27 protein-coding genes are annotated in these 26008 nt (G+C 69.7%); 20 read left to right on the top strand and 7 right to left on the bottom strand.

What is annotated here, in order from left to right; all coding sequences use genetic code 11:
• Positions 1–155 precede the first annotated feature (155 nt).
• From ACYVLP_RS04345 to ACYVLP_RS04310, 8 genes are all read left to right on the top strand, one after another.
• Entirely contained in the window at positions 156–1055 is a 900-nt protein-coding gene (locus ACYVLP_RS04345) for an ABC transporter ATP-binding protein (protein ID WP_460626108.1), read from the top strand.
• Positions 1052–1894 carry an ABC transporter permease gene (locus ACYVLP_RS04340; RefSeq protein WP_460626107.1) on the top strand — a complete coding sequence of 281 codons (843 nt, stop codon included), beginning with the start codon at positions 1052–1054 and terminating at the stop codon, positions 1892–1894. Before ACYVLP_RS04345 ends, ACYVLP_RS04340 begins: the two co-directional genes overlap by 4 nt.
• Positions 1895–2342: 448 nt before the next feature.
• Entirely contained in the window at positions 2343–2753 is a 411-nt protein-coding gene (locus tag ACYVLP_RS04335) for a hypothetical protein (RefSeq protein ID WP_460626106.1), read from the top strand.
• A gap of 34 nt (positions 2754–2787) precedes the next feature.
• The gene (locus ACYVLP_RS04330) at positions 2788–3057 is read left to right on the top strand and encodes a type II toxin-antitoxin system Phd/YefM family antitoxin (protein ID WP_460626105.1); all 270 of its coding nucleotides are present in this window, start codon (positions 2788–2790) and stop codon (positions 3055–3057) included.
• Positions 3054–3488: a type II toxin-antitoxin system VapC family toxin gene (locus tag ACYVLP_RS04325; RefSeq protein WP_460626104.1), complete on the top strand. Its 435-nt coding sequence runs from the start codon at positions 3054–3056 to the stop codon at positions 3486–3488. The genes ACYVLP_RS04330 and ACYVLP_RS04325 overlap by 4 nt, the downstream gene beginning before the upstream one ends.
• A gap of 67 nt (positions 3489–3555) precedes the next feature.
• Entirely contained in the window at positions 3556–4887 is a 1332-nt protein-coding gene (gene serS / locus ACYVLP_RS04320) for a serine--tRNA ligase (protein WP_460626103.1), read from the top strand.
• 11 nt (positions 4888–4898) lie between these two features.
• Positions 4899–5282, top strand: coding sequence for a YidH family protein (locus ACYVLP_RS04315; RefSeq protein WP_460626102.1), 384 nt, complete (start codon positions 4899–4901; stop codon positions 5280–5282).
• Positions 5279–5635 carry a DUF202 domain-containing protein gene (locus ACYVLP_RS04310; RefSeq protein ID WP_460626101.1) on the top strand — a complete coding sequence of 119 codons (357 nt, stop codon included), beginning with the start codon at positions 5279–5281 and terminating at the stop codon, positions 5633–5635. Before ACYVLP_RS04315 ends, ACYVLP_RS04310 begins: the two co-directional genes overlap by 4 nt.
• A 106-nt stretch (positions 5636–5741) precedes the next feature.
• On the opposite strand, the gene ACYVLP_RS04305 is transcribed toward ACYVLP_RS04310, so the two are convergent.
• From ACYVLP_RS04305 to ACYVLP_RS04285, 5 genes are all read right to left on the bottom strand, one after another.
• Positions 5742–6485, bottom strand: coding sequence for a GntR family transcriptional regulator (locus ACYVLP_RS04305; RefSeq protein ID WP_460626100.1), 744 nt, complete (start codon positions 6483–6485; stop codon positions 5742–5744).
• A gap of 66 nt (positions 6486–6551) precedes the next feature.
• Entirely contained in the window at positions 6552–6965 is a 414-nt protein-coding gene (locus tag ACYVLP_RS04300; RefSeq protein ID WP_460626099.1) for a universal stress protein, read from the bottom strand.
• 22 nt (positions 6966–6987) lie between these two features.
• Positions 6988–7806 carry an ATP-binding cassette domain-containing protein gene (locus tag ACYVLP_RS04295; RefSeq protein WP_460626098.1) on the bottom strand — a complete coding sequence of 273 codons (819 nt, stop codon included), beginning with the start codon at positions 7804–7806 and terminating at the stop codon, positions 6988–6990.
• Between the two features lies 1 nt (position 7807).
• Positions 7808–8878, bottom strand: coding sequence for an ABC transporter permease (locus ACYVLP_RS04290; protein ID WP_460626097.1), 1071 nt, complete (start codon positions 8876–8878; stop codon positions 7808–7810).
• Between the two features lie 72 nt (positions 8879–8950).
• Complete coding sequence (locus tag ACYVLP_RS04285) at positions 8951–9949, bottom strand: substrate-binding domain-containing protein (protein ID WP_460626096.1); 999 nt, start codon at positions 9947–9949, stop codon at positions 8951–8953.
• Positions 9950–10448: 499 nt separating this feature from the next.
• Here ACYVLP_RS04285 and ACYVLP_RS04280 point away from each other — a divergent pair, with 499 nt between their 5' ends.
• From ACYVLP_RS04280 to ACYVLP_RS04235, 10 genes are read left to right on the top strand one after another with little or no spacing between them, the layout of a single operon-like run.
• Entirely contained in the window at positions 10449–11453 is a 1005-nt protein-coding gene (locus tag ACYVLP_RS04280) for a Gfo/Idh/MocA family protein (protein ID WP_460626095.1), read from the top strand.
• A gap of 17 nt (positions 11454–11470) precedes the next feature.
• The gene (gene iolC / locus ACYVLP_RS04275) at positions 11471–12454 is read left to right on the top strand and encodes a 5-dehydro-2-deoxygluconokinase (RefSeq protein ID WP_460626094.1); all 984 of its coding nucleotides are present in this window, start codon (positions 11471–11473) and stop codon (positions 12452–12454) included.
• Positions 12451–13356 (top strand): Cgl0159 family (beta/alpha)8-fold protein, encoded by a 906-nt coding sequence (locus ACYVLP_RS04270; protein WP_460626093.1) that lies wholly within the window; start codon positions 12451–12453, stop codon positions 13354–13356. The genes iolC and ACYVLP_RS04270 overlap by 4 nt, the downstream gene beginning before the upstream one ends.
• Complete coding sequence (gene iolB / locus ACYVLP_RS04265) at positions 13353–14258, top strand: 5-deoxy-glucuronate isomerase (RefSeq protein ID WP_460626092.1); 906 nt, start codon at positions 13353–13355, stop codon at positions 14256–14258. Before ACYVLP_RS04270 ends, iolB begins: the two co-directional genes overlap by 4 nt.
• Positions 14255–16222 (top strand): 3D-(3,5/4)-trihydroxycyclohexane-1,2-dione acylhydrolase (decyclizing), encoded by a 1968-nt coding sequence (gene iolD / locus ACYVLP_RS04260; protein WP_460626091.1) that lies wholly within the window; start codon positions 14255–14257, stop codon positions 16220–16222. The genes iolB and iolD overlap by 4 nt, the downstream gene beginning before the upstream one ends.
• A gap of 48 nt (positions 16223–16270) precedes the next feature.
• Positions 16271–17152 carry a sugar phosphate isomerase/epimerase family protein gene (locus ACYVLP_RS04255; RefSeq protein ID WP_460626090.1) on the top strand — a complete coding sequence of 294 codons (882 nt, stop codon included), beginning with the start codon at positions 16271–16273 and terminating at the stop codon, positions 17150–17152.
• A 54-nt stretch (positions 17153–17206) separates the two neighbouring features.
• Positions 17207–18706 carry a CoA-acylating methylmalonate-semialdehyde dehydrogenase gene (locus ACYVLP_RS04250; RefSeq protein ID WP_460626089.1) on the top strand — a complete coding sequence of 500 codons (1500 nt, stop codon included), beginning with the start codon at positions 17207–17209 and terminating at the stop codon, positions 18704–18706.
• Positions 18706–19734, top strand: coding sequence for a Gfo/Idh/MocA family protein (locus ACYVLP_RS04245; RefSeq protein ID WP_460626088.1), 1029 nt, complete (start codon positions 18706–18708; stop codon positions 19732–19734). Before ACYVLP_RS04250 ends, ACYVLP_RS04245 begins: the two co-directional genes overlap by 1 nt.
• An 11-nt stretch (positions 19735–19745) precedes the next feature.
• Positions 19746–20678 (top strand): TIM barrel protein, encoded by a 933-nt coding sequence (locus tag ACYVLP_RS04240; protein ID WP_460626087.1) that lies wholly within the window; start codon positions 19746–19748, stop codon positions 20676–20678.
• Between the two features lie 52 nt (positions 20679–20730).
• A complete protein-coding gene (locus tag ACYVLP_RS04235) occupies positions 20731–21735 on the top strand; it encodes a Gfo/Idh/MocA family protein (protein ID WP_460626086.1) in 1005 nt (334 codons plus the stop codon).
• 73 nt (positions 21736–21808) lie between these two features.
• Here the strand turns inward: ACYVLP_RS04235 and ACYVLP_RS04230 are convergent, their stop codons facing one another.
• Positions 21809–22645, bottom strand: a complete 837-nt coding sequence (locus ACYVLP_RS04230; RefSeq protein ID WP_460626085.1) for a lysostaphin resistance A-like protein — start codon at positions 22643–22645, stop codon at positions 21809–21811.
• 134 nt (positions 22646–22779) lie between these two features.
• Between ACYVLP_RS04230 and ACYVLP_RS04225 the strand changes: the two genes are divergently transcribed.
• Complete coding sequence (locus ACYVLP_RS04225; protein ID WP_460626084.1) at positions 22780–23943, top strand: sensor histidine kinase; 1164 nt, start codon at positions 22780–22782, stop codon at positions 23941–23943.
• Positions 23933–24598 (top strand): response regulator, encoded by a 666-nt coding sequence (locus ACYVLP_RS04220; RefSeq protein WP_460626083.1) that lies wholly within the window; start codon positions 23933–23935, stop codon positions 24596–24598. Before ACYVLP_RS04225 ends, ACYVLP_RS04220 begins: the two co-directional genes overlap by 11 nt.
• Positions 24599–24980: 382 nt before the next feature.
• On the opposite strand, the gene ACYVLP_RS04215 is transcribed toward ACYVLP_RS04220, so the two are convergent.
• Positions 24981–26006, bottom strand: a complete 1026-nt coding sequence (locus tag ACYVLP_RS04215; protein WP_460626082.1) for a Gfo/Idh/MocA family protein — start codon at positions 26004–26006, stop codon at positions 24981–24983.
• Between the last annotated feature and the right edge of the window lie 2 nt (positions 26007–26008).

The following is a 26008-nucleotide window of genomic DNA, read 5'->3' as shown; positions in this document are numbered from 1 at the left end:
GTAGGCAGAGTGGCGGCGAGCGGCATACCGACCAAAGGACGTCGCTCAGGGACGCGACCCTGACTCGGGTCAGGGTCGGGTGCGACTTTGGTAGGGGTCGAAATCAGGCTGATGACTGATGTGCGCGCACATCCCGCTTCGAGAGGCTTGCCGTCATGATCACAGTGGAACGACTCACCAAGAGGTACGGCCCGTTCACGGCCGTCGACGATGTCTCGTTCGAGGTGAAGCCCGGTCTCGTCACCGGCTTCCTCGGACCGAACGGCGCCGGCAAGACGACCGCGATGCGGGTCATGGCCGGCCTCACCCCTGCGACCTCGGGTCGCGCGACCGTCCTCGGCAGGCCGTATGCCGCACTGCCGAACCCGGGCCGCCACGTGGGCCTGCTCCTCGACGCCTCGGCCCAGCACGCCGGCCGCACCGGCCGCGAGGTGCTCACACTCGGCGCCGTCCTCATGGGTGTCGACCGTCGCCGGGTCGACGACATGATCGAGCTCGTCGGCCTCACGGACAAGGAGGCCTCGCGCCGGGTCCGCAACTACTCCCTCGGCATGCGCCAGCGTCTCGGCATCGCCCACGCGCTGCTCGGTGACCCCGAGGTGCTCATCCTCGACGAGCCGGCCAACGGCCTGGACCCGGCGGGCATCCGGTGGATGCGCGACCTCCTTCGCGGCTACGCCAACGAGGGCGGCACTGTCCTGCTCAGCTCGCACCTGCTCAACGAGATCGAGCGCGTCGCCGACGAGATCATCGTCATCGGCCACGGCAAGATCGTCGCCCAGGGCACGAAGGACGAGCTGCTCGCCGGGGCGGGGACCTACGTCCGCTCGACCGACGACGACGCCCTCATCGGCGCCCTCGCCGCCCAGTCCATCGTCGCCCAGCGGACGCCGGCCGGCGGGGTCCAGGTCGAAGCCGAGCCGATCGCCGTGGGCCGCGTGGCCGCGGCCAACGCGATCATCCTGACCGAGCTGCGCGGTGGCGACAGCCGGGGCCTCGAGGAGATGTTCCTCGACCTCACGGCCGACTCCGCACGAGAGGAGGTGGCGGCATGACCGCCACGACCGCCGTGACCGGCACCGTCACGTCCCCCAACGCCGAGTCCGCCCTGCCGGCGACCGCGAAGATCCCGGACCGGATCCCTGGCCCGCGCCCGACCAAGGGCGTGCCGTTCACCCGCCTCGTCGCCGTCGAGCTGCGCAAGATGCTCGACACCCGCGCGGGCCGCTGGCTCATCATCGGCATCGGCGCCATCATCGCCGTCGCGCTGACGATCATGTTCTTCAACAAGGGCGGCCAGCACAGCTTCGAGGAGTACCTCCAGGCCACGACCATGCCGATCGCGATCATCCTCCCGGTCGTCGGCATCCTGGCCGTCACGTCGGAGTGGTCGCAGCGCACCGGGCTCGTCACGTTCGGGCTCGAGCCGCGCCGGATCCGGATCGCCTGGGCCAAGCTGGTCTCGGCGCTCGTTGTCGGGGTGTGCGCGTTCGCGTTCTCGCTCGTGCTCGCCGGCATCGCGCACCAGTCGGCCATCACCTTCCGCGGCATCGAGGCCGACTGGACCATCGGCGGGCTCGTCCTGCTCGGTGCCGGTGCCTACGTGCTCCTCGGCATCGCCCAAGGCGTCGGCTTCGGCATGCTCTTCAAGAACACGCCGGCCGCGATCGTCGTCTACTTCATCCTGCCGACCGTGTGGTCGATCCTCGGCGGCATGGTGTCGTGGCTGCACTCGGCCGCCGAGTGGCTTGACATGAACCAGACAATGGCCCCGCTGTTCGAGGGCTCTCTGACCGGGGCGCAGTGGGCGCACCTCGCGGTGTCCGTCGCGGTCTGGGTCATGCTGCCGCTCGGTGTCGGGATCTGGCGCCTCACCCGCGCCGAGGTGAAGTAACCCGACGCGAACCACCAGCAGAGTATGCCGTGTGCCCTGGGGGAGCACACGGCATACGTCTGTCCATCGGGCTGCGTGGTGTCGACGAGCATCGGCCAGCCCTCACTGGATGGTCAGCCCGTGGGGGCGGGGAGCCGAGGAACGAAACCCGCTCGTTGGTCCGACAGGCCCGTCCACCCATGCGGGGTCACCACGTAGACGTCGCCGTTGAACGCTCCGCGCGGGTGGTTTGAATACCGCCAGGCCAACATCCAGTCCAGCTCATGGCGACCCGGAATGACCCGGCCTTCACGGCAGACGACCGTGACAAGGACGTGGCTCATACCGCCGTGCTCATCCGTCACGCTCCATCGTTCTGGCACCATCAGCTCCGCGAGGTCGCACAGCAGACTCGTCCCATCAGGGGGTCTCAGTGACACCGGGTCACTCGGAGCCTTACGAGGTCGCCATGAACCCACGAGCCGTGGCGCAGTCGAGGGAGTCAGGCGCATGGTCAGGCCGACCGCGACCCGAGCCTGACCCGTTCGCGTCGCTGACGCCCAAGGACGGAACGCCCTATCCGCACCTTGACTGGGTGCCTTGTGTTGAGGGCTGCTGCCTCGCGTGGGATGGCGCCGATAAGAGCAGGGCTGCTGAGCGCTGGCTGGCCTATCTCATCGACCACTTCCTCCGCCCAGGCGCGTTGGCTCACCTTGATGGCAGACCCGACTTCGACGGCTTCACGTTCGACCACCTGGTCAACGGGACCATCGCTGCCTACCGTAACGACACGCGGGAGCTCTTCCTGATCCACTGCGATGACAACGCGATCTCAACCGAACAGCTGATCCCTCCGGACCCTGACGTCTGGACTTGCTAGCATGGTGACTACATCAAATCCTGAGGTGGTCACAATGTCGGATGCGGGCGCACAGGTAGGCGTGCGAGAGCTCAAGGCGCACCTGAGCGCACAGCTGGAGCGCGTCAAGGCTGGCCAGACCGTCATCGTCACTGAGCGTGGACGCCCGATTGCCGAGATCCGTCCGGTCGGTGCGATCGGCGTTCTCGACGAGCTGATCGCATCCGGCCTGGCGACGAGGGGGACGCAATCGCGGTGGCTGCCCGAAACCCTCGTCTCACCGAGCGGCTCGGTGGTCGAGGTCCTGCTCGAGGAGCGGCGGTGACCGTTGCGTACTTTGACACCTCCGCGTTGATCCCGCTGCTTGTCGCCGAGCCAGCCTCGGAGCTGAGTCGTCGAGTCTGGACGTCTGTCGACCGATGTGTGTCCGCAGCTGTGCTGTGGCCCGAGGCCACTGCATCTCTGACGAAGGCCCAACGCATAGGTCGGCTCGACGCGGACGGCCTCCGGTTGGCGGTGGCTCGGCTCGAGCGCATCGTCGAGTCGATCGACCTCATCAGCGTGACATCGGATCTGGGGCGCTCGGCGGCTGCGATGAGCCTCCGGTTCGGACTCCGGGGCTTCGACGCCGTCCACGTTGCGACCTCGTTGCTGATCACCGGCGGCGAGGTCATCGGCGTCTCTGGTGATCGGTCCATGGTCAAGGCCTGGCGGCAGCTGGGGCTTTCCACCGTCGACACAGCTGTGGCTGGGTAGCCCGCGTAGGGCGCTGTCACGGAAACGAGGTCGGCGGCATATGGACCTGCCTTATAGGCTGGCCCGCGTGATCGACATCAAGCTCGTGCGCGACGAACCCGACCGGGTCCGCGCCTCGCAACTGGCCCGCGGAGAGGACCCGGGGATCGTGGACGCGATCCTCGCAGCCGACGAGCGCCGCCGGTCGTCCCTCGGCGAGTTCGAGGGCAAGCGCGCCGAGCAGAAGACGGTCAGCAAGGACGTCGGTGCGGCGATGGCCGCGTTCCAGAAGGCCAAGAAGTCGGGCGACGCCGACGTCGGCCGGCTCGAGCGGGCCGCCCACGAGGCGCGCACACACGCGGCCTCGTTCAGCGAGGAGGTGAAGGCGCTCGAGAGCGTGGCCTCGGACGCCGAGGCCGAGCTCTACGCGCTGCTGCGCCAGGTCGGCAACGTCATCATCGACGGCGTCCCGACCGGCGGTGAGGACGACTATGTCGTGCTCGAAACCGTCGGCAGCCCAAGGGATTTCGCGGCCGAGGGCTTCGAGCCGCTCGACCACCTCGCGCTCGGCGAGCGGCTCGGCGCCATCGACATGGAGCGTGGCGCCAAGGTCGGCGGGGCGCGGTTCTACTACCTGACCGGTGTCGGCGCCCGGCTCGAGCTCGCGCTGCTCAACATGGCGATGGCCCAGGCCGCCGGGGCCGGGTTCACGCCGATGATCACCCCGACGCTCGCCCGTCCCGAGATCATGGTCGGCGCCGGTTTCATGGACGCGCACGCCGAGGAGGTCTACCACCTCGAGGCCGACGACCTCTACCTCACGGGCACGTCCGAGGTGGCGCTCGCCGGCTACCACGCCGACGAGATCATCGACCTTGCGGCCGGCCCCAAGCGGTATGCCGGGTGGTCGGCCTGCTACCGCCGCGAGGCCGGCTCGCACGGCAAGGACACCCGCGGCATCATCCGCGTCCACCAGTTCCACAAGGTCGAGATGTTCAGCTACTGCCGGCCGGAGGACGCCGAGGCCGAGCACCAGCGAATGCTCGACTGGGAGCGCGAGATGCTCGCCAAGATCGAGGTGCCCTACCGCATCATCGACACCGCAGCCGGAGACCTCGGCACACCCGCCGCACGCAAGTTCGACTGCGAGGCCTGGGTGCCGACCCAGGGCAAGTACCGCGAGCTGACCTCGACGTCGAACTGCACGACGTTCCAGGCCCGCCGGCTCAACACCCGCGAGCGTGACCCGAACGGCTCGGGCACCCGGGCGGTCGCGACGCTCAACGGCACGCTGGGCACCACCCGCTGGCTCGTGGCGATCCTCGAGAACCACCAGCAGCCGGACGGCTCGGTCGTCGTGCCCGAGGCGCTGCGACCGTTCCTCGGCCTGGACGTCCTCAAGCCCGCCGCGTCGATGTAGTCGGGCGCCGGATGCCGCGCGGGAACACATCGAACGGGGAGAGACGGTTCCCCGAGTCGGTCTTCGGCGTGGGTTCCGAGCCTGACCCGCGGTTCACGCTGGCCAACGAGCGCACCTTCCTGGCGTGGATCCGCACCGGCCTCGCGCTGACCGCCGGCGGGGTGGCACTCGAGGCACTCGCTCTCGACATCCACCCCGGCTGGCGGCTCGCCGCCTCGATCCTGCTGCTCGCCGCCGGGACGACGACGCCCGTCCTGGCCTGGTTCGGCTGGCGGCGCGCCGAACGCGCAATGCGGCTCGGCCGACCGCTCCCCTCGACCCCGATGACGCTCGTGCTGAGCCTGGTCGGGGCGGCCACGGCGATCCTGGTCCTCGTCGGTGTGCTGGCCAAATGAGTCGCCTTGAGCCGCAACGGCCCTGGGACCCCGGCCTTCAGCCGGAGCGAACCGTGCTGGCGTGGCGCCGGACCTGCCTGGCGCTCGCAGGCGTCGGCCTGCTCGTGACCCGGCTCTTCCTCGCCGGCGGGTCCTGGCTCGCGGTGGGTGTCGTGGTCGTCCTCGTCGCGGTCGGCGGCGGACTCGTCTGGTGGCTCGCCGAGCGACGCTCGCGGCTGGCGACCGCGAGCCTGCGCTCCGGGCGCGGCCTGGCGCAGGGTCCCGGCGGGCGGCTGCTCCTCGTGATGGCCAGCTGCGCCTTCGCGGTCGCGGTCGTCAACGGCATACTGACGTTCGTCCTGCCCACGCACTGACGCACGGCACCGACCCGAACACACCCGGAAATCGTCACCTCGGCACAGTTGCAACTCGGAGGAGCTGGAGGTTTCCGGGTGTGTTGCGCAGGACGACGTGGTTGGGTCAGCGCTCGTCGAGCATGACCTCGATCGTGTAGTCCTCCGCGTGGTAGCAGTGGTCGCCGTACTCGACCGGGTCGCCGACCGCGTCGAACGCGGTGCGGGTCATCGTCAGGACCGGCTGGGATGCGCGCAGACCGAGGTGCCGACGCTCGGAGGCGGACGGCGTGCGAGCGCCGATGCGCTGGTGCGCCACGACGGGCTTGCCGCCGCGGGCCCGGAGCAGGGCGTAGAGGCCGTCGTGCTCGAGCTCGTCGCGGCTGATGTCGGAGTATCGCGGCGGCAGCCAGTTCTGCAGGATGGCCAGGGGCCGGTCGCCGTTGCTGCGCAGCCGCATGACGTGCAGCAGCGGCGTCCCGACGGGCAGCTCCATCGCCGTCGCGGCGACCGCGTCCTCGACGACCTCGTGCGTGAGCACGGTCGTGCGCGGCTCGGCGCCACCGCCCTCGCGGCGCAGGTCGTCGTAGAGGCTGGTCAGCTCGGCCCGGCGGTGGATCTGGCGGGCTGCAACCGTCGTGCCGAGGCCACGGCGGCGCAGCAGCAGGCCCTGCTGGACGAGCTCCTGGATGGCCCGGCGGACCGTCGGGCGCGACAGGCCCAGACGGTCCGCCATGGCCAGCTCGTTCTCGAACGAGTCGCCGGGCTGCAGGTCCCCCGCCGTGATGGCAGCGCTCAGCTGCTCCGCCAGCTGGTGGTAGAGGGGGACCGGTGTCCCGCGGTCGATCCGGACGTCAACCGTCTTCGACATGGGCGCAACCTAGCGGCTCGACGTCGGCATGACAGGACATGCTCATACGATGACACCCCCACGCCGTCACCGTGGGCTCTTCACGACGAGGACGGGCACGTCCGAGTCGAGGATGATGTTCTGCGCGACGCTGCCGAGGAATGCCTTGCCGACCGGCGAGCGGCGGCGCGCCCCGATGACGAGCAGGTCGGGGCGCACCTCCCTGACGGTGGTGAGGATCGCCTCCGACACGTCGCCGATCTCATGCCCTCCGGCGACGAGGCGCACGTCGACCTCGACCGGCTCTGCGCCGGTCGTGCCGAGCACGCGCTCGACGGAGTCGGAGATGCCGGCCCGGGTCGCCTCCGCGACATCGCTGTCGAGGGCGTCGACGACATGGATCACGACGAGACCAGTCTCCCGGAAGCGGGCCTGGCGAGCTCCCTCGGCGAGGACGAGGTCGCTCGACGACCGCACCTGGTGCGCGACCGCGACGCTCATGGTGCCTCCTTCCCTCGTGTCCTCAGCTGCCCTGCAGCTCGTGGGAGAGCTCCGTCAGCTCGTCGCCGCCGGCCATCTGCCGGGTCAGCTCGTCGAGCGCGACCTCGGACCGCTTCTTGTCGAGGACGGCCTGGCCGAGCTTGAGGATGACGAAATGGTTGCCCACGAGATAGGCGTGGTGTGGGTTGTGGGTGATGAAGACGACCCCGAGGCCCGCATCGCGCGCTGCGGCGGTGTACTTGAGCACGACGCCGGACTGCTTGACGCCGAGTGCCGCCGTCGGCTCGTCGAGGATGAGGACGCGGGCGCCGAAGTACACCGCCCGGGCGATGGCGACACACTGGCGCTGGCCGCCGGAGAGAGTGCCGATCGGCTGGTTGATGTCCTTGACGACGATGCCCATCTTGCGCAGCTCCTGGTCGGCGATCTCCTTCATCTCGCTGATCTTGAGCGGGGCGAGGGGAACGGTCGACGAGGTGAGCTCGGAGCCGAGGAAGAAGTTGCGCCAGACCTCCATCAGGCTGACGACCGCGAGGTCCTGATAGACCGTCGCGATCCCGTGACCGAGCGAGTCGCGGGGGCTGGTGAACTGGACCTCCTGCCCATCGACCTTCAGCGTGCCCTCATTGTGCGGGTGCAGGCCAGAGATGATCTTGATGAGGGTCGACTTGCCCGCGCCGTTGTCGCCGAGGACGCAGGTGACCTCTCCGGCGTTGACGGTGAGGTTGATTCCCTTGAGGGCGCGGATGGCGCCATAGGTCTTCCCGATGTTGATCATCTCGACGAGCGGCTCGCCCTTGTGCAGCTCCGGGTCGGCGTGCTCGTGAAGGGTGTCAGTCATGTCAACCCACCTTTCGGGCTGTCGAGAGTCGCTTGACATAGAGGTTGACCATCACCGCGAGCAGCAGCATGACGCCGAGGAAGGCCTTGAACCAGTTCGGGTCCCACCCGGCATACACGATGCAGAGGCTCGTCATGCCGAAGATGAAGGCGCCGATGGCAACGCCGATGGCGTTGCCATAGCCGCCGGTCAGCAGCGTGCCACCCACGACCGCGGCGATGATGTAGAGGAACTCGTTGCCCACGCCGTTGCCGGCCTGGAGCGTGTTGAAGTTGTAGAGGTAGTGCATGCCGGCGAACCACGCGAGGAATGACACGGTCATGAAGAGGCCGACCTTGACCCGGGTGACCGGCACCCCGACGGCGCGAGCCGAGGCGGCGTTGCCGCCGACGGCGTAGATCCAGTTGCCGATCTTCGTCCTCTGGAGCACGTAGGCGGAGAGCCCGACGAACAGGAACCACCAGATGACGGTGATGTTGAGCGTGATCGAGCCGATCTGCCACTGGTTGGCGAAGATCCAGTTGAGGGAGCTGTAGCCCGCCATCTGGTTGATGTTCGGGCTGGACACGGACCCCGTGACAAGCTTGGTCACGCCGAGGTTCGCGCCCTGCAGCACGAAGAACGTGCCCAGAGTGATCAGGAAGCTCGGGATGCCGGTCCTCATGACCAGATAGCCGTTGAGGAACCCGATGGCCAGGCACAGCACCAGCGACAGGATCGCGCCGACCCACAGGTTGATCCCGAGCTGGTAGCAGAACATCGCGTTGAAGAGGCCGGCCGTGGTCACCGTGACACCGGCCGAGAGGTCGAACTCGCCACCGATCATCAGCATCCCGACCCCGACCGCGACGATGCCGATCGTTGAGGACTGGTACAGCACGGTGAAGAAGGATGCCGGGGTGCGGAAGGCCGGTGCGACGATGAGGAAGAAGACGAAGATGACGATCGCCGCGACCAGGGCGCCGATCTCGGGACGGGCCAGCAGCCGGTTGGTCCAGCCCAGGGTGACCCGGTTGGACGCGTCGGTGGGGGCCGGGGGCGATGGGTCGGTCTTGACGGATGTACTGCTCATGACAGCTCCAGTGCTGTTCGGCGGGGGCCGGGCTGCCCGATCGGACCCGACGGCCCGGCCCCCTGGAGGCGGTTAGCGAGTGTTCTGCTTGATGAAGGGGAGGACCTGGGCGATGTTCGACTTGTCGACGAACGAGGGGCCGGTCAGTACGGCCTGGCCGCCACCGAGGACGTTGCCGTTCTTCTTGAACAGGTACAGCTGGGTGATAGCCATGTAGCCCTGCAGGTAGGGCTGCTGGTCGATGAACCACTCGATCTTGCCGTCCTGGACGGCCTGGGCCGCGTCCGGATTGGTGTCGAACGTGCCGATCTTCACGTCCGTCCTCCCGGCGCCCTGGGCGGCCTTGATCGTGTCGAGGGCCTGCGGTGCGCCGAGGGTGATGACCCAGTTGATCGTCTTGTCCTCCGTCAGCTTGGCCTGGATGGCGGTGGTGACGGCGGCGTCGTCGGCGCCGTTGACCTGCAGGTTCTCGGTGTTCGGGAAGGAGTCCTTGACGCCGGCGCAGCGGTCCTCGAGGGCCACCGACCCGGACTGCTGGATGGTGCAGAGGATCTTCGTGGCACCGGCTGCGGCGGCCTTCTTTCCGGCCTGCTGCCCGCCGAGCTTCTCGTTGGAGGCGAAGTGCGTGAGCGCTCCCGCCTGCTGGAAGAAGTCGATGCCCGAGTTGAAGCTGTCCACGGGGATGCCGGCCGCGACGGCCTTCTTGATGGTGGGGATCAGCGCGTCCGGCGTGACCAGGGTCGTGGCGATGCCGTCGACCTTGGAGTCGATGGCGTTCTGGATCAGCACCGCCTGCTTGGTCGCATCAGGGTCGGACGAGTACTTGAGGGTGGAACCCGTGTCCTTCGCCGCCTGCTGGGCGCCGGCCTTGATCCGGTCCCAGAACGTGTCTCCAGGCGTCTCGTGGGTGATCATCGCGAAGGTGTAGCCGCTGTTGCCGCCGCCACCCCCGCCCCCGCCGGTAGAGGTGGTGCTGGGGGCGCCGCCGCTGCTGCAGGCAGCCAGGGCGAGGGTCGCTGCCGTGGCAATGCCAGCGGCGACGGTCAAACTCTTTCGAGTTCGAGGGATCATCGTTGATTCCTTTCGTCTGTCGCGGAATCCGGTCGCCTGACGCGGACGCGACGAGCTGTGACAGTGGAGGTCGGGAGCGGGACCGGGCTGGTCCGGGATGACACGGGCAGCGATGGGGAGACCGTGTCGTTCTGCTCTGGGCGGGCCGTCTCCGGGTCCGCCGTCCGTATTCAGGTCTGGCTTCGTCCGTCCTGGTCGAACGGTGTGTGGCGAGGTCTTCGCCATCGACTGCGCAGGGCCACGAGCTGCGTGCCCTTTCCGCTCCGGCGCCGTCATCGGTGTCAGTGGATGTCCGCGACCCCGGCGGCGGTGCCAGCAAACAGGAGGATGCAGCAGTCAGGACGCTCTGTCAAGCAATTGATCAAACATCAGAATGTTCTAACATTTGCTTGACAGCAAGGGTGAGACGACGCGACCATCGATGTCGACGGGCGACAGAGTGTCGGACCGTGCGCCCGGCGCCCCGGGCGACGAAGAGTGCCACCCAAGGGAGTGTGTTGTGCGTATCGGACTCGCCGGCGTAGGCCGGATCGGTGCCTTCCACGCAGAGACGCTGCGCGGCCTGCGCGACGTCGACGAGGTCGTCGTCACGGACCTGGACCCCTCGGCCGCCCGGGCGGTCGCAGATCGTCTCGACATCGGCTTCGCCGAGTCGCCCGAGGCACTGCTCGAAGGCGGCATCGACGGGTTCGTCATCGCGACGGCGACGCCCGGGCATGCCCCGCTGCTGCGCCTCGGCGTCGCTGCCGGCGTGCCGACCTTCTGCGAGAAGCCGGTCGCATCCACGCTCGAGGAGACGATGGAGCTGGCCAAGCTGGCCACCGCCTCCGCCGTCCCGGTCCATGTCGGCTTCCAGCGCCGCTTCGACGTCGGCTACCGCCGTGCGCAGCAGGCGGTGGCGAGCGGCGAGCTCGGCTTCATCCACACGGTGCTCGCCAACACCGGCGACCAGTCGCCGCCGCACGCCGCCTACATCCCGACGAGCGGCGGCCTCTTCCGCGACTGCTCCATCCACGACTTCGACATCCTGCGCTTCGTGACGGGGCGTGAGGTCGTCTCGGTGTACGCGACGGGAGCCAACAAGGGCGCGGACTTCTTCACCGAGGCCGGCGACGTCGACACGGCGGCCGCCCTGCTCACGCTCGACGACGGCACCCTCGTGTCGCTCTCGGCGACGCGGTACAACGGGGGCGGCCACGACGTGCGCATGGAGGTCCGCGGCAGCGAGGGCACCATCGGCGTCGGCTACGACGACTCGCTCGCCGTCACCTCGGCCGAGCCGGCGGCCGACTACCCGCGCGGCCCCCGCCACTGGTCGTTCATGGAGCGGTTCCTGCCGGCCTACCGCGCCGAGCTCACCGCCTTCGCGGCCGTGGCCCGCGGCGTGCTGCCCACGCCGTGCAGCGTCGACGACGCCCTCCAGGCCTTCCGTGTCGCCGAGGCGTGCGAGCTGTCCCGCCGCGAGGGGCGCGTCGTGCGTCTCGAGGAGATCGAGAACCTGTGAACGCGGAAGGTGGCCTCATGCCTGGCTCGCCGGCCTTCGACGTCGTGGCCATCGGCCGCGTGGGCGTCGACATCTACCCGCTCCAGCACGGGGTCGGGCTCGAGAAGGTGCGGACCTTCGAGAAGTTCCTCGGCGGGAGCGCGACCAACGTCTCGGTCGCCGCCGCGCGCCACGGGCGCCGCGTCGCGCTCGTCACCCGCACCGGCAAGGACGCGTTCGGGCGCTACGTCCACGAGGCGCTGCAGGACTTCGGGGTCGACGACCGGTTCGTCTCGGCGGTCGACGGTCCGCCGACGCCCGTGACCTTCTGCGAGGTCTTCCCGCCGGACGACTTCCCGCTCTACTTCTACCGGTGGCCGATCGCCCCCGACCTGATGATCGAGCCCGACGAGCTGCCGCTCGACGCGATCCGGGACGCCGGCGTCTACTGGTCGACCGTCACGGGCCTGTCCCAGGAGCCCAGCCGCGCGGCGCACTTCGCCGCCTGGGCCGCACGCGGCCGACGCACGCACACGGTGCTCGACCTCGACTACCGGCCGATGTTCTGGGCCGACCCCGCCGAGGCCGGCGAGCAGGTGGGCCGGGCCCTCGAGCACGTCACGGTCGCCGTGGGCAACCGTGAGGAGTGCGAGGTCGCGGTCGGCGAGACCGACCCGCAGCGCGCCGCCGACGCCCTGCTCGAGCGCGGCGTCGAGATCGCGGTCGTCAAGCAGGGCCCCAAGGGCGTGCTCGCAGCGACGCGTGACGAGCGCGTCGAGGTGCCGCCCTTCCCGGTCGAGGTCGTCAACGGGCTCGGAGCCGGCGACGCCTTCGGTGGCGCGCTCTGCCACGGACTGCTGTCCGGCTGGAACCTGCGGCGGGTCCTGGAGTTCGCCAACGTCGCAGGCGCGATCGTCGCCTCGCGGCTCGAGTGCTCGACGGCCATGCCGACCACCGCCGAAGTGGACGAGCGGCTCACCGGCTCGACGACCTTCGCTCCCATTGCCGAGGAGGCACGATGACCACCACCCCGCAGCGACCGCGCCTGTCCGTTGCCGACCTCACCGAGGTGCGTGTGCGTGAGCCCGGCCGGATCGCCTCAGCGTGGGCCGCGCGCGAACGGCGCCCCCTGGTGGGCAGCGACGGCCGGATGCTCGTCGTGGCCGCCGACCACCCAGCGCGCGGGGCCCTCGGCGTGCGTGACCGAGGTTCCGCGATGGCCAGCCGGAGCGACCTGCTCGACCGGCTCGCGACCGCGCTCGACCGCCCCGGGGTCGACGGTGTGCTCGGCACGGCCGACATCCTGGACGACCTGCTGCTGCTCGGCGCGCTCGAAGGCAAGATCGCCATCGGTTCGATGAACCGCGGTGGCCTGCAAGGGGCTTCGTTCGAGCTCGACGACCGCTTCACGGCATACACAGCCGCGGAGATCGCCGCGCGCGGACTCGACGGCGGCAAGATGCTCACCCGGATCTGTCTCGAGGACGCCGGCACCGCGGCGACGCTCGAGGCCAGCGCCGACGCCATCACCGCGCTCGCGGAGCGCGGCCTCATGGCGATGATCGAGCCGTTCCTGTCGACGCACGAGGGGGGCCGCGTCGTCAACCAACTCGACCCCGACTCGACGATCAAGTCGATCCACATCGCCCAGGGCCTCGGCGCGTCGAGCGCACACACGTGGCTCAAGCTGCCCGTCGTCGACGAGCTCGACCGGGTCATGGACGCGACGACCTTGCCGACCCTGCTGCTCGGCGGTGACCCCAAGGGCGACCCGCAGGACACGTACGCCTCGTGGGGTCGGGCCCTCGACATCCCCGCCGTGCGCGGGCTGGTCGTCGGTCGCGCGCTGCTCTACCCGCCCGACGGGGACGTCGCCTCCGCCGTCGACATCGCCGCCGAGCTGGTCCACGGGGACCGCCGATGACCTGGCACCGTCCATTCGGCACCGCCGGCGGCGACGGCTGGGACGTCGTGGTCGAGCCCGACGCCTCCGGCTGGGAGCACACCGGGCTGTATGCCGGCCGGCTCGCCTCGGGGGAGTCGCGCGGTCTCGTGACCGGTGACCGGGAGTTCGTCGTCGTGCCGCTCAACGGGTCTGTCGTGGTGTCGAGCGAAGACGCGTCGGGCAGCCACGAGGCGGTGCTCGCCGGGCGCGAGTCGGTCTTCACCGGCGCGACCGACGTCGCCTACGTGCCTGCGGGATCCCGGCTCTCCGTCACCGCCCGCGGCGACGCCCGGGTCGCACTCGCCTTCGCCGTGGCAGGCAAGCAGGCCGGCGCGACGACCTTCCGGCACGTGCACTCGGACGAGGTGCCGGTCGAGCTCCGCGGTGCGGGCACCGCGAGCCGCGAGGTGCGCAACTTCGGCATCCCGGGTGTGCTGGACGCCGACTCGGTCATCGCCTGCGAGGTCGTCACCCCGGCCGGCAACTGGAGCTCCTACCCGCCGCACAAGCACGACGAGGAGCGAGGCGGCGAAGAGACCCAGCTCGAGGAGATCTACTACTTCGAAGCCGCCGTCGAGGCCGGCGCCAACGCTCCGGTCGGTGCGGATCCCGTTGGCTACCAACGGGTCTACGGCACCGACGACCGGCCCATCGACGTCATGGCCGAGGTGCGCTCCGGCGACGTCGTCCTCGTGCCGCACGGGTGGCACGGCCCGTCCATGGCCGCACCCGGCTACGACCTGTACTACCTCAACGTCATGGCCGGCCCAGGTCCCGAGCGGGCCTGGCTGATCTGCGACGACCCGGCGCACGGCTGGGTCAGAGACACCTGGTCGACCCAGCCGGTCGACCCCAGACTCCCCTTCGGAGGTGCCCGATGAGCAACGCAGCCGACACGGTCCGCCTCACCGTCGCCCAGGCGGTGGTCCGGTTCCTCGCCAACCAGTGGAGCGAGCGAGACGGCGAGCGCCAGAAGCTCTTCGCGGGTGTCTTCGGCATCTTCGGCCACGGCAACGTCGCCGGCATCGGCCAGGCGCTGCTCCAGAACGAGCTGATCGAGTCCGGCGACCAGCGCCTTCCTTACGTGCTGGCCCGCAACGAGCAGGCCATGGTTCACACGTCGGTGGCCTACGCGCGGCAGAAGGACCGGCTGCAGACGTGGGCGTGCACCGCATCCGTCGGCCCCGGCTCGACGAACATGCTCACCGGTGCGGCTCTCGCGACCATCAACCGGCTCCCGGTGCTGCTGCTCCCGTCCGGCACGTTCGCCACGCGCGTGTCGTCGCCCGTGCTCCAGGAGCTCGAGGTGCCGTATGCCGCGGACGTGACGGTCAACGACGCCTTCCGCCCGCTGTCACGGTTCTTCGACCGGGTCAGCAGGCCGGAGCAGCTGCCCTCCGCGCTGCTCGGCGCGATGCGCGTCCTGACCGACCCGGTCGACACCGGGGCCGTGACGATCGCGCTCCCGCAGGACGTGCAGGCCGAGGCCTTCGACTGGCCGGTCGGGCTCTTCGCCGAGCGTGTCTGGCGGGTCGCCCGTCCCCTGCCAGAGTCGGTCGACATCGCCGATGCCGCAGCGGTGATCCGTTCGGCCCGCCGACCGCTCGTCGTCGCCGGCGGCGGCGTGCACTACTCCCGCGCTGAGGACGCGCTCCGGGCGTTCTGCGAGCAGACCGGCATACCCGTGGGGGAGTCGCAGGCCGGCAAGGGCTCGCTCCCACACGGGCACCCGCAGGAGATGGGTGCCATCGGCTCCACCGGGACGACCGCCGCGAACGCGCTCGCCGCCGAGGCAGACGTCGTCGTCGGCATCGGCACGCGCTACAGCGACTTCACCACTGCCTCGCGAACCGCCTTCCAGGGCAACGGAGTTCGCTTCGTCAACCTCAACGTCGCCCGGTTCGATGCCGGCAAGCACGCCGGGCTCCAGATCGTCGCCGATGCTCGTGAGGCCCTCGCGGCACTGACGTCCGCGCTCGCGGGCTGGTCCGTCGACGAGGCGTACCGGCAGCGGCAGGCCGACCTCTGGTCCGCCTGGGACGCCGAGGTCGAGAGCACCTACAACCCGCCGGCCGAGGTGACCGACGCACTCGCCGACGGGCTGCTCACCCAGGGCCAGGTCCTCGGTGCGGTCAACGAGCTCAGCGACCCCCGCGACGTCGTGCTGTGCGCGGCCGGCTCGATGCCGGGTGACATCCACAAGCTGTGGCGGGTCCGCGACCGCAAGGCGTACCACGTGGAGTACGGCTACTCCTGCATGGGCTACGAGGTGCCGGCCTCCATCGGCATCCGGCTCGCCGACGAGACCCGCGACGTGTTCGCCATGGTCGGCGACGGCGGCTACCTCATGATGCCGACCGAGCTCGTCACCGCCGTTCAGGAGCGGGTCAAGGTCGTCGTGGTCCTCGTGCAGAACCACGGGTTCCACTCGATCGGGTCGTTGTCGGAGTCGCTCGGCTCCCAGCGCTTCGGCACCAAGTACCGCTACCGCAACGTGTCATCGGGACGCCTCGACGGCGACGTGCTGCCGGTTGACCTCGCGGCCAACGCCCGCAGCCTGGGCGCTCACGTGATCGAGGCGCACTCGCCCGACGAGCTGCGCCAGGCCATCAAGGAGGCCAAGGCGTGGCCGGCCGATGGCGGACCGGTCGTCATCCATGTCGAGACCGACCCCACGATCTACGCGCCCGACTCCGACTCGTGGTGGGACGTCCCCGTCTCCGAGGTCAGCGAGCTCGCGTCGACAGAGACGGCATACGGCGAGTACGAGCAGCACAAGGCAACCCAGCGCCCGCTCGTCACACCGACCAACCCCGGTGGGGCCACGCCGTCCGACCCTTCCTGACCTCCGCTGACACACCGACTTTCATTGGCTCACAAAGGAGCTCGAACCGTGAAGCTCGCCATCGACCCCTACATGTTCCGCACGACACCGCTCGCCGAGCTGCCCGGGCTGGTCGCCGACCTCGGATACGAGTGGATCGAGCTGTCGCCCCGTGACGACTTCATCCCGTTCTTCAACCACCCTCGCGTCGACGACGCCGGTGTGGCGGCCTTCCGCACGGCGCTCTCGTCGGCCGGCGTCGGCGTGTCGTCCGTCCTGCCGCTCTTCAGGTGGTCCGGCCCCGACGAGGACGAGCGGCAGGCGGCCGTGCGCTACTGGAAGCGCGCCATCCAGATCGCCTCGGACCTCGGTGTCGACACGATGAACTCCGAGCTCAACGGCAACCCGAGAGAGGCCGCCGTCTGCGAGCGGCAGTTCTGGCGGTCGATGGAGGACCTTCTCCCGGTCTTCGAGCGTGAGGGCATCCGCCTCGTCCTCGAGCCGCACCCGGACGACTGGGAGGAGGACGGGAAGCGCGCCGTCGACCTCATTCGCGGCATCAACTCGCGCAACGTCTCGTTCCTCTACTGCGCGCCGCACACGTTCCACCAGGGCAACGACTGCGACGGGATCATGGACAAGGCGGGCGACCTGCTCACCATGGTCCACGTCGCCGACGCCTACGACCACACGGCGTCCTCCGGCCTGCGCTACATCGTCAACCCGCCCGGGTCGCAGGTCACGGTGCACCAGCACCTCGACATCGGCCAGGGCGAGGTCGACTTCGACCAGTTCTTCCGCGGGCTCGAGCGCATCGGCTTCGACGGCATCGTCACGGCGTGCGTCTTCGCCTGGGAGGACCGCGCTCGCGAGTCCAGCGAGTACATGCGCGACACGATCCGCTCGTACCTCGACAAGTGGTCGACCCCGCCCACCCTCACCTCCCCCTGAACCGGGCACCCCCCAGGCCCACACCTCCACCTGCTCGAACGAAGGAACAGCACCATGAGCACCCCCACCCGCATCACCCACCTCATCGGCGGCCAGCCGTGGACCGGCACCGCCGAGCGCACCTCGCCCGTCTTCAACCCCGCCACCGGCGAGCAGACCGGGGTCCTGGATCTCGCGTCCGCGGCCCTCGTCGACGACGTCGTCAAGCAGGCCAAGGCCGCCTGGGAGGGGTGGGCCGACTCCTCGCTGGCCAAGCGCGCCCAGGTGCTCTTCGCCTTCCGCGAGCTGCTCAACGCCAAGAAGGACGAGATCGGCGCGCTCATCACCGCCGAGCACGGCAAGGTGCTCAGCGACGCCGTCGGCGAGGTCACGCGCGGCCTCGAGGTCGCCGAGTTCGCTTGCGGCATACCGCATCTGCTCAAAGGCGGCTTCAGCGAGAACGCCTCGACGAACGTCGACGTCTACTCGATCCGGCAGCCGGTCGGCGTCGTCGCGGTCATCTCGCCGTTCAACTTCCCGGCGATGGTGCCGCTGTGGTTCATCCCGATCGCGATCGCCTGCGGCAACGCCGTGATCCTCAAGCCCTCCGAGAAGGACCCGTCGGCAGCGGTCGCCATCGCCGCCCTCTGGAAGGAGGCCGGGCTGCCCGACGGCGTCATGAACGTCGTCAACGGCGACAAGGAGGCGGTCGACGCGCTGCTCACGCACCCGGACGTCAAGTCCGTGTCGTTCGTCGGCTCGACCCCGATCGCGCGGTACGTCTACGAGACCGGCACAGCACACGGCAAGCGGGTGCAGGCCCTTGGCGGCGCGAAGAACCACATGCTCGTGCTGCCCGACGCCGACCTCGACCTGGCCGCCGACGCGGCCGTCAACGCCGGATTCGGCTCCGCCGGCGAGCGCTGCATGGCGATCTCGGCCCTCGTCGCGGTCGAGCCGATCGCCGATGAGCTCATCTCGAAGATCCGTGACCGCATGGGCAAGCTCGTCACCGGCGACGGCACGCGCGGCTGCGACATGGGCCCGCTCGTGACCAAGCAGCACCGCGACAAGGTCGCCTCGTACCTCGACTCCGGTGTCGCCGACGGCGCGACCCTCGTCGTCGACGGCCGGGAGAGCGACTTCGACGCCGACGGAGAGGGCTACTTCCTCGCGCCGACGCTGTTCGACAACGTCAGACCAGGCATGTCCGTCTACGACGACGAGATCTTCGGCCCGGTGCTGTCCGTGGTCCGAGTGCACTCCTACGAGGAGGGCCTCAACCTCATCAACAGCAACCCGTACGGCAACGGCACAGCCATCTTCACCAACGACGGCGGCGCCGCCCGCAAGTTCCAGCGGAACGTCGAGGTCGGCATGGTCGGCGTCAACGTGCCGATCCCGGTGCCGGTCTCGTACTACTCCTTCGGCGGGTGGAAGAGCTCGCTCTTCGGCGACACGCACGCCCATGGCACCGAAGGCGTCCACTTCTTCACCCGCGGCAAGGTCGTCACCTCCCGCTGGCTCGACCCGAGCCACGGCGGCCTCAACCTCGGCTTCCCCCAGAACGACTGATGGCCCTGCCCGCTGTCCTGCCCGCACCGCGGACGCCGGACCCGATGGACGCTCCACCGCTGCGGTGGGGCGTCCTCGGGACGGGCTGGATCGCCGAGCGCTTCTGCGACGCGATGGTGCGCCACACGCGACAGCAGGTGTATGCCGTCGGGTCCCGCACGCTGGAGGGCGCGGACGCGTTCGCGGACGCGTTCGTCGCCCGAAACGACGGGGCCACGAGGGCCGGCAGGGGCACGCCGCCCAGGCCGACGGCATACGCCTCGTACGAGCAGCTGGTCGCCGACCCGGCCGTCGACATCGTCTACGTCGCGACGCCGCACCACCTCCACCTGCCGCACGGACGCCTCGCGCTCGAGGCCGGCAGGGCGACGGTGGTCGAGAAGCCGATAGGACTGTCGGCGGCGGAGGTTGCCGAGCTGGAAGGTCTCGCGGCTGCGCGCGGGCTCTTCCTCATGGAGGCGCTCTGGTCGGCCTACCTGCCGAAGTTCGACGTCATCCGGCAGCTGCTCGACGACGGCGTGCTCGGCACCGTCCACTCGGTCCAGGCCGACCTCGGCGAGCACTTCGGCCCCGAGCACCGGATCATGCGGGCGGACCTCGCGGGCGGACCGCGCTACGACCTGCTGACCTACCCCCTGTGGTTCGCGCGATGGGTGCTCGGTGACCTGAAGGAGATCTCCGAGGTGGTCACGCCGGCACCGGCCGCTCTCAGCCCTGACCGGGTGGAAGGGCAGATCGCGGTGGCCGCCCGGTCGTCGACCGGCGGAGTCGCCTCGCTGTTCGCCTCCATCCTCGGCGACACCCCGACGACGGCGACCGTCGTCGGATCCGAGGCCACGCTCCACATCGACGGCCCGTTCTACCAGCCGGGCGGCTTCACCGTCCGCGCCCACGACGGCCGCGAGCTGCGGTACGACGAGCCGCGCACCGGCCACGAAGGGCTCCACCACGAGGCGGCAGCAGCGGCCGTCGCACTCACCCACCTCACTGAGCTCAGTGAGCTCACCGACCTCACCACACTGCCGTGAAAGGAACATCCATGGGCGAGTCCAAGGCCCGCAACACCGACCCCCGCTACGCCAAGCTGACCATCGGCGTCTGCCCGGACCAGTGGGGCGTCTGGTTCCCCGAGGACGAGAAGCAGATCCCCTGGGAGAAGGCACTCGACGAGATGGCCGAGGCTGGGTTCTCCGTCATGGAGACAGGGCCGTACGGCTACTTCCCCAAGGATCCGGAGCGACTCCAGGAGGCGATGGACCAGCGCGGCTTCCGCGTCGTCGCGGGCACCGGCTGGGGCATCCTGCACAAGCCGGAGGCCTGGGCGGACACGGAGGCGACCTTCCGCTCGATCGCGCAGACGCATGCGGCTGTCGGTGCGGAGTACATCGTCCACCTGCCGCCGCTCTTCCGCGACGACAAGACGTGGGAGTACACCGACGACCGGGTGCTCTCGACCGAGGCGTGGAACCACTACATCGCCAACGCGGACCGCCTCGGCCGGATCATGAAGGAGGACTACGGCCTCAGGATGGTCCTGCACCCGCACGGCGACAGCCACATCGAGACGCCCGAGGACATCGACCGCATCTTCCAGGCGACCGACCCCGACTATGTCGGCTTCTGTCTCGACACCGGCCACATCGTCTACGGCGGCGGCGACCCGATGGAGCTGTGCCGCAAATACCCCGAGCGCATCTCGTACGTCCACATCAAGGCGATGGACCCGGGCCTCGTCCAGCAGGCCCACGACGAGGACTGGCCGTTCGGTCTCGCTGTCGCCAAGGGCTGCTCCGTCGCGCCGCCCGCCGGTGCGCCCGACATGCCCTCGCTCATCGAGGCACTGGCCGACCTCGACAAGGACCTCTACGTCGTGTGTGAGCAGGACATGTACCCCTGCGAGCCGTCCTACCCCCTGCCCAACGCCATCCAGACCCGCGAGTACCTCGCATCCATCGGCCTCGGCCTGCGCTGACGCCCAACCGAGACCCACACCGACACCCCACATTGGCAAGGAGACAGTCACCATGACCGTACGCATCGGCATGATCGGCCCCGGTGGCATGGGGCAGGCCCACATCGACCGCATCCACACCGTCATCGCGGGCGGCCGCGTCGTCGCGGTGAGTGACGTCGACGAGGTGCGCGCCAAGGAGGTCGCCGACCGGATCGGCGGCACGGCATACCCCGACTCGGCGAGCCTCATCGGCGCCGACGAGGTCGACGCCGTGATGATCTGCAGCTACGGCCCCGCCCACGAGGTGGATGTGCTCGCGTGCCTCGCGGCCGGCAAGCCGGTCTTCTGCGAGAAGCCGCTGACGCCGACGGCGGAAGCGGCGCTGCGCATCATGGCCGCCGAGCAGGCAGTCGGGCGTCGGCTGGTGACCGTCGGGTTCATGCGCCGCTTCGACAAGAGCTACCGGCAGATGAAGGCCCTGCTCGACTCGGGCGACCTCGGCGAGACCCTCATGGTCCACTGCGCGCACCGCAATCCCACTGTGCCGCAGAACTACACGTGGGACATGGCGATCAACGACACCGCCATCCACGAGGTCGACACGATGCGCTGGCTGCTCGGTGAGGAGTTCGTCTCGGCGCGCGTCGACAAGCCGAAGAAGACGTCGCTGCGCTTCGAGCACCTGCAGGACCCGTTGGTGCTCGTCCTCGAGACCGAGTCGGGTGTTCGGGTCGACGACGAGATCTTCGTCAACTGCCAGTTCGGCTACGACATCCGGTGCGAGGCCGTCGCCGAGAAGGGCACCGTCAGCCTCGCCGACCAGAACGCCATCGAGGTGCGGGACGCCTCGGGGCACCGGAACTCCATCGCCCGGGACCACAACGACCGCTTCTGGGGGGCCTTCGTCACCGAGGTGCAGGAGTGGATCGACGCGGTCGGGCGTGGGGAGCACACAGGCTCCACGTCGTGGGACGGATATGCCGCGGCGTGCGTCTGCGACGCCGGCGTCAAGGCGCTCACGGACGACGGTGTCGTCACCGTGGAGATGGTCGCGAAGCCCGACTTCTACGCCTGAGCCCGTATCGAGGTGACCGCGCGACCTGAGCCAGCTGGTCGAGCGGTCACCTCGATGCATTCCACTCTGCGCGTCACCGCAGCACGAGGACCAGCAGCATCGCCGTGAACACCACGGTCTGTACGCTGTGGACGCAGATGCCGATCAGGGCGCTGCGGTACCTGCTGGCCGGCCACGAGATGAAGAACGTGTCGATGAGGTTCGCCGGGATCGACCACGGCAGGTGCAGGTGATAGAGGCCGAAGAGGATGCCGTTGGCCAGCCAGTCCCAGCGGCCGAAGGCGCCTCGCATGCGCGGCAGCAGCAGGCCTCTGAAGAGCAGCTCCTCGCCGAGCACCGTGTTGAGCACCATCATCGTCACGGTCAGGGCGAACCAGAGCCAGTTGCCGGAGAAGAACTCACGGCCGTCGAGCGACTGGAGGAACAGACCCTGGTCGCGGTTGGCTGGGGCCGGGATCTTCGGCAGCGCCTCCTTCGCGGCGACGGCGAGGACGAGGGGCACCAGGACCCACCACACGCGGCCGCCGCGCCTGCCGCTGCGTGGGCTGGTCGGTGCGTGCAGCCACAGCGCGTCCTTCACGACGGACCAGCGAAGCGTGCCCTGCTCGCGGCGCACCGAGGCAACCACCAGGACCAGCTGCCACGCGAGCCCTGCGGTGAGGCAGAGCAGCAGGGCTCGCGGCCAGGCGCTGGGACCGTCGAGGGCGCCGGCCAGCAGCGGGGCGGCGACCCACGCGAGGGCCGCCATGGGCAGAGCAGCGGCGGCCCAGACGGCCAGGATCCGCTTGAGGGAGTACTGCGGGATGGGCGTCGGTTGCGGCTCCCCGACCTGTATGCCGTGGGCCGCGGTCGACGTCGACGGGCGCCGGGTCGGGCCGGCGCCGTTCTCGAGAGAGTTGGTCGTGGTCATGACTCTCGACGGTAGGAGGGTGACGCCGTCGGCCGCGTCGTCGAAAGTGCTGGTTCACCGTCGTCTCGAGGAAGGACGCCCGGTCCGACCTTTGGACGACGCGGGGGCCCGGCGCCACGGCATACGTTGGCGACGTGAGTCGAAACCGGAGCATCGTGACGGAGTACGGGCTGGACGCGCTGGTCGTCGTCCTCGCCGTCGCCGGTGCGGTCGGGACGGCCGTGCGCCTGGGGACGGCGCCGGGCGACCATGGGTCCCGGCCCTGGCTGGAGGCTGCGGCCGTCGCCGCCGTGGTGCTCAGCCTGCTCCTGCGCCGTTGGGCGCCATTCGTCGCACCGGCCGCGACCTGGCTCGTCGGCGCGGCGCTGTCCTTCGCGGACGGTCGCCTCATCGTGGGCCAGTCCCCGGTGTTCATCGCCGGGATGATCGCCGCCGTGCTGCTCGGCAGCCTCGCCGACGTGCGGCAGGCCCGAGTGGGCCTCGCGGTCGTCGTCGTCGGTGCGACCACGATCGTCTACAACGACCCGACGCACTCGGCCAGCAGCATGCTCTTCATCCCGGCGCTGTTCGTGCTCGGCTGGCTGGTCGGCTTCGTCCTCCACGAGCGGTCCGAGCAGACCGAGGCCGCCGAGCGTCGCGCCGCGGAGGCCGAGCGGGACCGGGCGGCGTCGGCCAGGGTGGCGGTGGCCGAGGAGCGGGCTCGGATTGCTCGCGAGCTGCACGACGTCGTGGCTCACTCGGTGAGCGTCATGGTGCTGCAGGTGGGGGCGGTCAGGCACCGGATGCCGGCTGTGGACGCCGCGAACCGCGCCGCGCTCGAGAACGTCGAGCACGCCGGCCGCGTGGCCCTGTCCGAGATGCGGCGGATCGTGGACGCCATGCGGTCCGACGGCGAGGACGTGGACCGTGCCCCTGCGCCCGGCCTCGCGCAGGTGCCCGCGCTGGTCGAGGACGTGCGCAGGGCCGGTCTCGACGCCCGGCTGGAGATCCACGGTGATCCCGTGCCGCTTGCCCCCGGGCTCGACCTGTCTGCATACCGCATCGTCCAGGAGGGCCTCACCAACACGCTCCGTCATGCCCACGCCAGTCACGCGAACGTGCGGATCAGCTACGACCCCAACGAGATCGAGCTCGAGGTGTTGGACGACGGTCTGGGCGACTCCACGGCTGACGGCACTGGCCACGGGCTCGTCGGCATCCGCGAGCGCGTCAAGATCTACGGAGGGCAGATGACCGCCACCGCGATCGATGGTGGTGGCTTCGCCCTGTCCGCGAGGCTGCCTCTCGATGGACGATGACCGGGTGACGATCAGGACCCTCGTCGTGGACGACCAGTCGATGGTGCGTGCCGGGCTGCGCATGCTGCTCGCCGACGAGCCCGACATCGAGGTCGTCGCCGAGGCGAGCAACGGTGAGGAGGCGGTCGCTCAGGCCGCGCGCCACCGCCCCGACGTCGTGCTCATGGACATCCGGATGCCGGTGCTGGACGGCCTCGAGGCGACCCGGCGGATCCTGACCGCCGATGCGGCAGCGAAGGTGCTGATCCTGACGACCTTCGACCTCGACGACTACGTCTACGAGGCCCTGCACGCCGGGGCCAGCGGGTTCGTCCTCAAGGACGAGCCGCCCGAGCAGCTCATCGCGGCCGTCCGGACCGTCGCCGCGGGTGACGCGCTGCTGTCGCCGGCGGTCACCCGCCGGGTGATCGCCCACTTCACTCCCCGGTATCGCCAGGCGCCGCCCAAGGCCCTGTCGACGCTCACCTCGCGGGAGCTGGACGTCCTCCGGCTCATCGCTGACGGTCTGTCCAACGCCGAGATCGGGCGAGCGCTGTTCATCAGCGACACCACGGTCAAGACCCACGTCACACGCGTCCTGCAGAAGCTCGAGGTGCGCGACCGGGCCCAGGCCATCGTGCTGGCCTATCGCTGTGACCTGTTCCCCCGCTCATAGGGGGTGCTGCAGTCACCGTGTGTCCACCCTTCGACGTGGCGCGCAGGCCGTCGGCTTCGAGTACGGCAGCCATGGCCTTGCGGGCTGCGTCGTAGGTCAGCACGTAGGCGCCCTGGGGGTCGTCGTCCGCGATCCGCTCGGCCGATGCCAGATGCCTTCTCGACTTGGCGATGAGACCTTCGGCGGCCTCGATAGAGGCAGGCACCCTCTGGAGCCACGCTTCCTGGACGTAGTCCGAGATCCGCTCCCTGCCCTTCTCCATCGTCATCCCTCACCATCGGCCGGACCGACAGACAGCGCCACCAGGGGGCTGTCGTGCACGTGACTCAGGAAGGCGTCCTTCGGCCGTGGTTCGTCCCATGCCACCTGTCGGACCCTGATGTCAGGCCGTGAGCGCTCTCGCGTCGGCGCGCGTCGGCAGGCCGGCAGCCAGGTATGCCGCGTCGACGAGCTCGAGGTTCGCCACCGACCAGGAGGCGTTCGTCAGGACGGTCGCACCGGTGCGGACCGCAGCGGCGAAGGCCTCGAGCTGGTACGTGTAGCTCGTCCGCGTCCCGAGGTGTTCCACGACGGCCTCGGACCCCGCCCGCCGGAGCACGAGGGAGTCGCCCTCGTGCGGCACCGGGAACATCGGCACGACGAGCTCGCCATGCGTCCCTTTCACGGTAAGGGCCATGTCGCGGTCAGTGGAGTCCATGTCGCTGCCGCCGAAACCCGTGGCACCAGAGGGATACTCAAGATCGACAAAGAGCCGCTCGTCCACCCCGGGGCGACCCGGCCGCTCGTCCGCCCACGCGCTGACCACGCGCGGCTCGCCGCCGGCATAGCTGCCCAGCAGACGCAGGCAGGAGAGGCTGTAGCAGCCGAGATCCATCGTGGCGCCGCCACCCAGCTCGCGCGACCAGCGCGGGTCGTGGTCGGGTGGCGCCGGCATACGAAGCACGGCAGAGATGTGCTCGACCTCGCCCACGGCGCCGTCGTCGAGCAGCGCGCACACGCGCGCGAACAGCGGGTGGTAGGGGTAGTGGAACGCCTCCATGAAGACGACGCCGGATGCCGTCACGGCGTCCCGGACGCGTTGCGCCTCGGCCGCGTCCAGTGCCGACGGCTTCTCTGCAAGCACATGCTTGCGCGCCTCGGCGGCCCGGATGTTCCACTCCGCGTGAAGGGAGTTCGGCAGCGGGTTGTAGACCGCCTCGACCTCCGGGTCCGCAAGCACGTCGGCATACGACTCGTGCACTCGCTCGACCCCGTGCTCGGCCGCGAAGTCCCGCGCGCGCCCGCCGTCCCGGGCCGACACGGCCACGAGGCGATGCCCGGTGGCCGCGGCTGGTGCGACGAGACTCAGCGAGGTGATGCGCGCGGCTCCGAGGACTCCGATGCGCAGTGGCTCGTTGACGTCGCGCATGG

The sequence above is a fragment of the Intrasporangium mesophilum genome, assembly GCF_054783095.1.
The sequence above is the reverse complement of the archived record's forward strand: the minus strand, read 5'-3'. Positions and strand labels throughout refer to the sequence as shown.

Excerpts from the sequence above, each read along its gene's own strand:
- iolC (WP_460626094.1), top strand. The coding sequence starts at position 11,471 with ATGCCTGGCTCGCCGGCCTTCGACGTCGTGGCCATCGGCCGCGTGGGC.
- ACYVLP_RS04240 (WP_460626087.1), top strand. The coding sequence starts at position 19,746 with ATGGGCGAGTCCAAGGCCCGCAACACCGACCCCCGCTACGCCAAGCTG.
- ACYVLP_RS04270 (WP_460626093.1), top strand. The coding sequence starts at position 12,451 with ATGACCACCACCCCGCAGCGACCGCGCCTGTCCGTTGCCGACCTCACC.
- ACYVLP_RS04245 (WP_460626088.1), top strand. The coding sequence starts at position 18,706 with ATGGCCCTGCCCGCTGTCCTGCCCGCACCGCGGACGCCGGACCCGATG.
- ACYVLP_RS04315 (WP_460626102.1), top strand. The coding sequence starts at position 4,899 with ATGCCGCGCGGGAACACATCGAACGGGGAGAGACGGTTCCCCGAGTCG.
- iolD (WP_460626091.1), top strand. The coding sequence starts at position 14,255 with ATGAGCAACGCAGCCGACACGGTCCGCCTCACCGTCGCCCAGGCGGTG.
- ACYVLP_RS04285 (WP_460626096.1), bottom strand. The coding sequence starts at position 9,949 with ATGATCCCTCGAACTCGAAAGAGTTTGACCGTCGCCGCTGGCATTGCC.
- ACYVLP_RS04335 (WP_460626106.1), top strand. The coding sequence starts at position 2,343 with ATGAACCCACGAGCCGTGGCGCAGTCGAGGGAGTCAGGCGCATGGTCA.
- ACYVLP_RS04340 (WP_460626107.1), top strand. The coding sequence starts at position 1,052 with ATGACCGCCACGACCGCCGTGACCGGCACCGTCACGTCCCCCAACGCC.
- ACYVLP_RS04235 (WP_460626086.1), top strand. The coding sequence starts at position 20,731 with ATGACCGTACGCATCGGCATGATCGGCCCCGGTGGCATGGGGCAGGCC.
- iolB (WP_460626092.1), top strand. The coding sequence starts at position 13,353 with ATGACCTGGCACCGTCCATTCGGCACCGCCGGCGGCGACGGCTGGGAC.
- ACYVLP_RS04345 (WP_460626108.1), top strand. The coding sequence starts at position 156 with ATGATCACAGTGGAACGACTCACCAAGAGGTACGGCCCGTTCACGGCC.
- ACYVLP_RS04215 (WP_460626082.1), bottom strand. The coding sequence starts at position 26,006 with ATGCGCGACGTCAACGAGCCACTGCGCATCGGAGTCCTCGGAGCCGCG.
- ACYVLP_RS04330 (WP_460626105.1), top strand. The coding sequence starts at position 2,788 with ATGTCGGATGCGGGCGCACAGGTAGGCGTGCGAGAGCTCAAGGCGCAC.
- ACYVLP_RS04300 (WP_460626099.1), bottom strand. The coding sequence starts at position 6,965 with ATGAGCGTCGCGGTCGCGCACCAGGTGCGGTCGTCGAGCGACCTCGTC.
- ACYVLP_RS04220 (WP_460626083.1), top strand. The coding sequence starts at position 23,933 with ATGGACGATGACCGGGTGACGATCAGGACCCTCGTCGTGGACGACCAG.
- ACYVLP_RS04250 (WP_460626089.1), top strand. The coding sequence starts at position 17,207 with ATGAGCACCCCCACCCGCATCACCCACCTCATCGGCGGCCAGCCGTGG.
- ACYVLP_RS04230 (WP_460626085.1), bottom strand. The coding sequence starts at position 22,645 with ATGACCACGACCAACTCTCTCGAGAACGGCGCCGGCCCGACCCGGCGC.
- ACYVLP_RS04295 (WP_460626098.1), bottom strand. The coding sequence starts at position 7,806 with ATGACTGACACCCTTCACGAGCACGCCGACCCGGAGCTGCACAAGGGC.
- ACYVLP_RS04290 (WP_460626097.1), bottom strand. The coding sequence starts at position 8,878 with ATGAGCAGTACATCCGTCAAGACCGACCCATCGCCCCCGGCCCCCACC.
- ACYVLP_RS04305 (WP_460626100.1), bottom strand. The coding sequence starts at position 6,485 with ATGTCGAAGACGGTTGACGTCCGGATCGACCGCGGGACACCGGTCCCC.
- ACYVLP_RS04310 (WP_460626101.1), top strand. The coding sequence starts at position 5,279 with ATGAGTCGCCTTGAGCCGCAACGGCCCTGGGACCCCGGCCTTCAGCCG.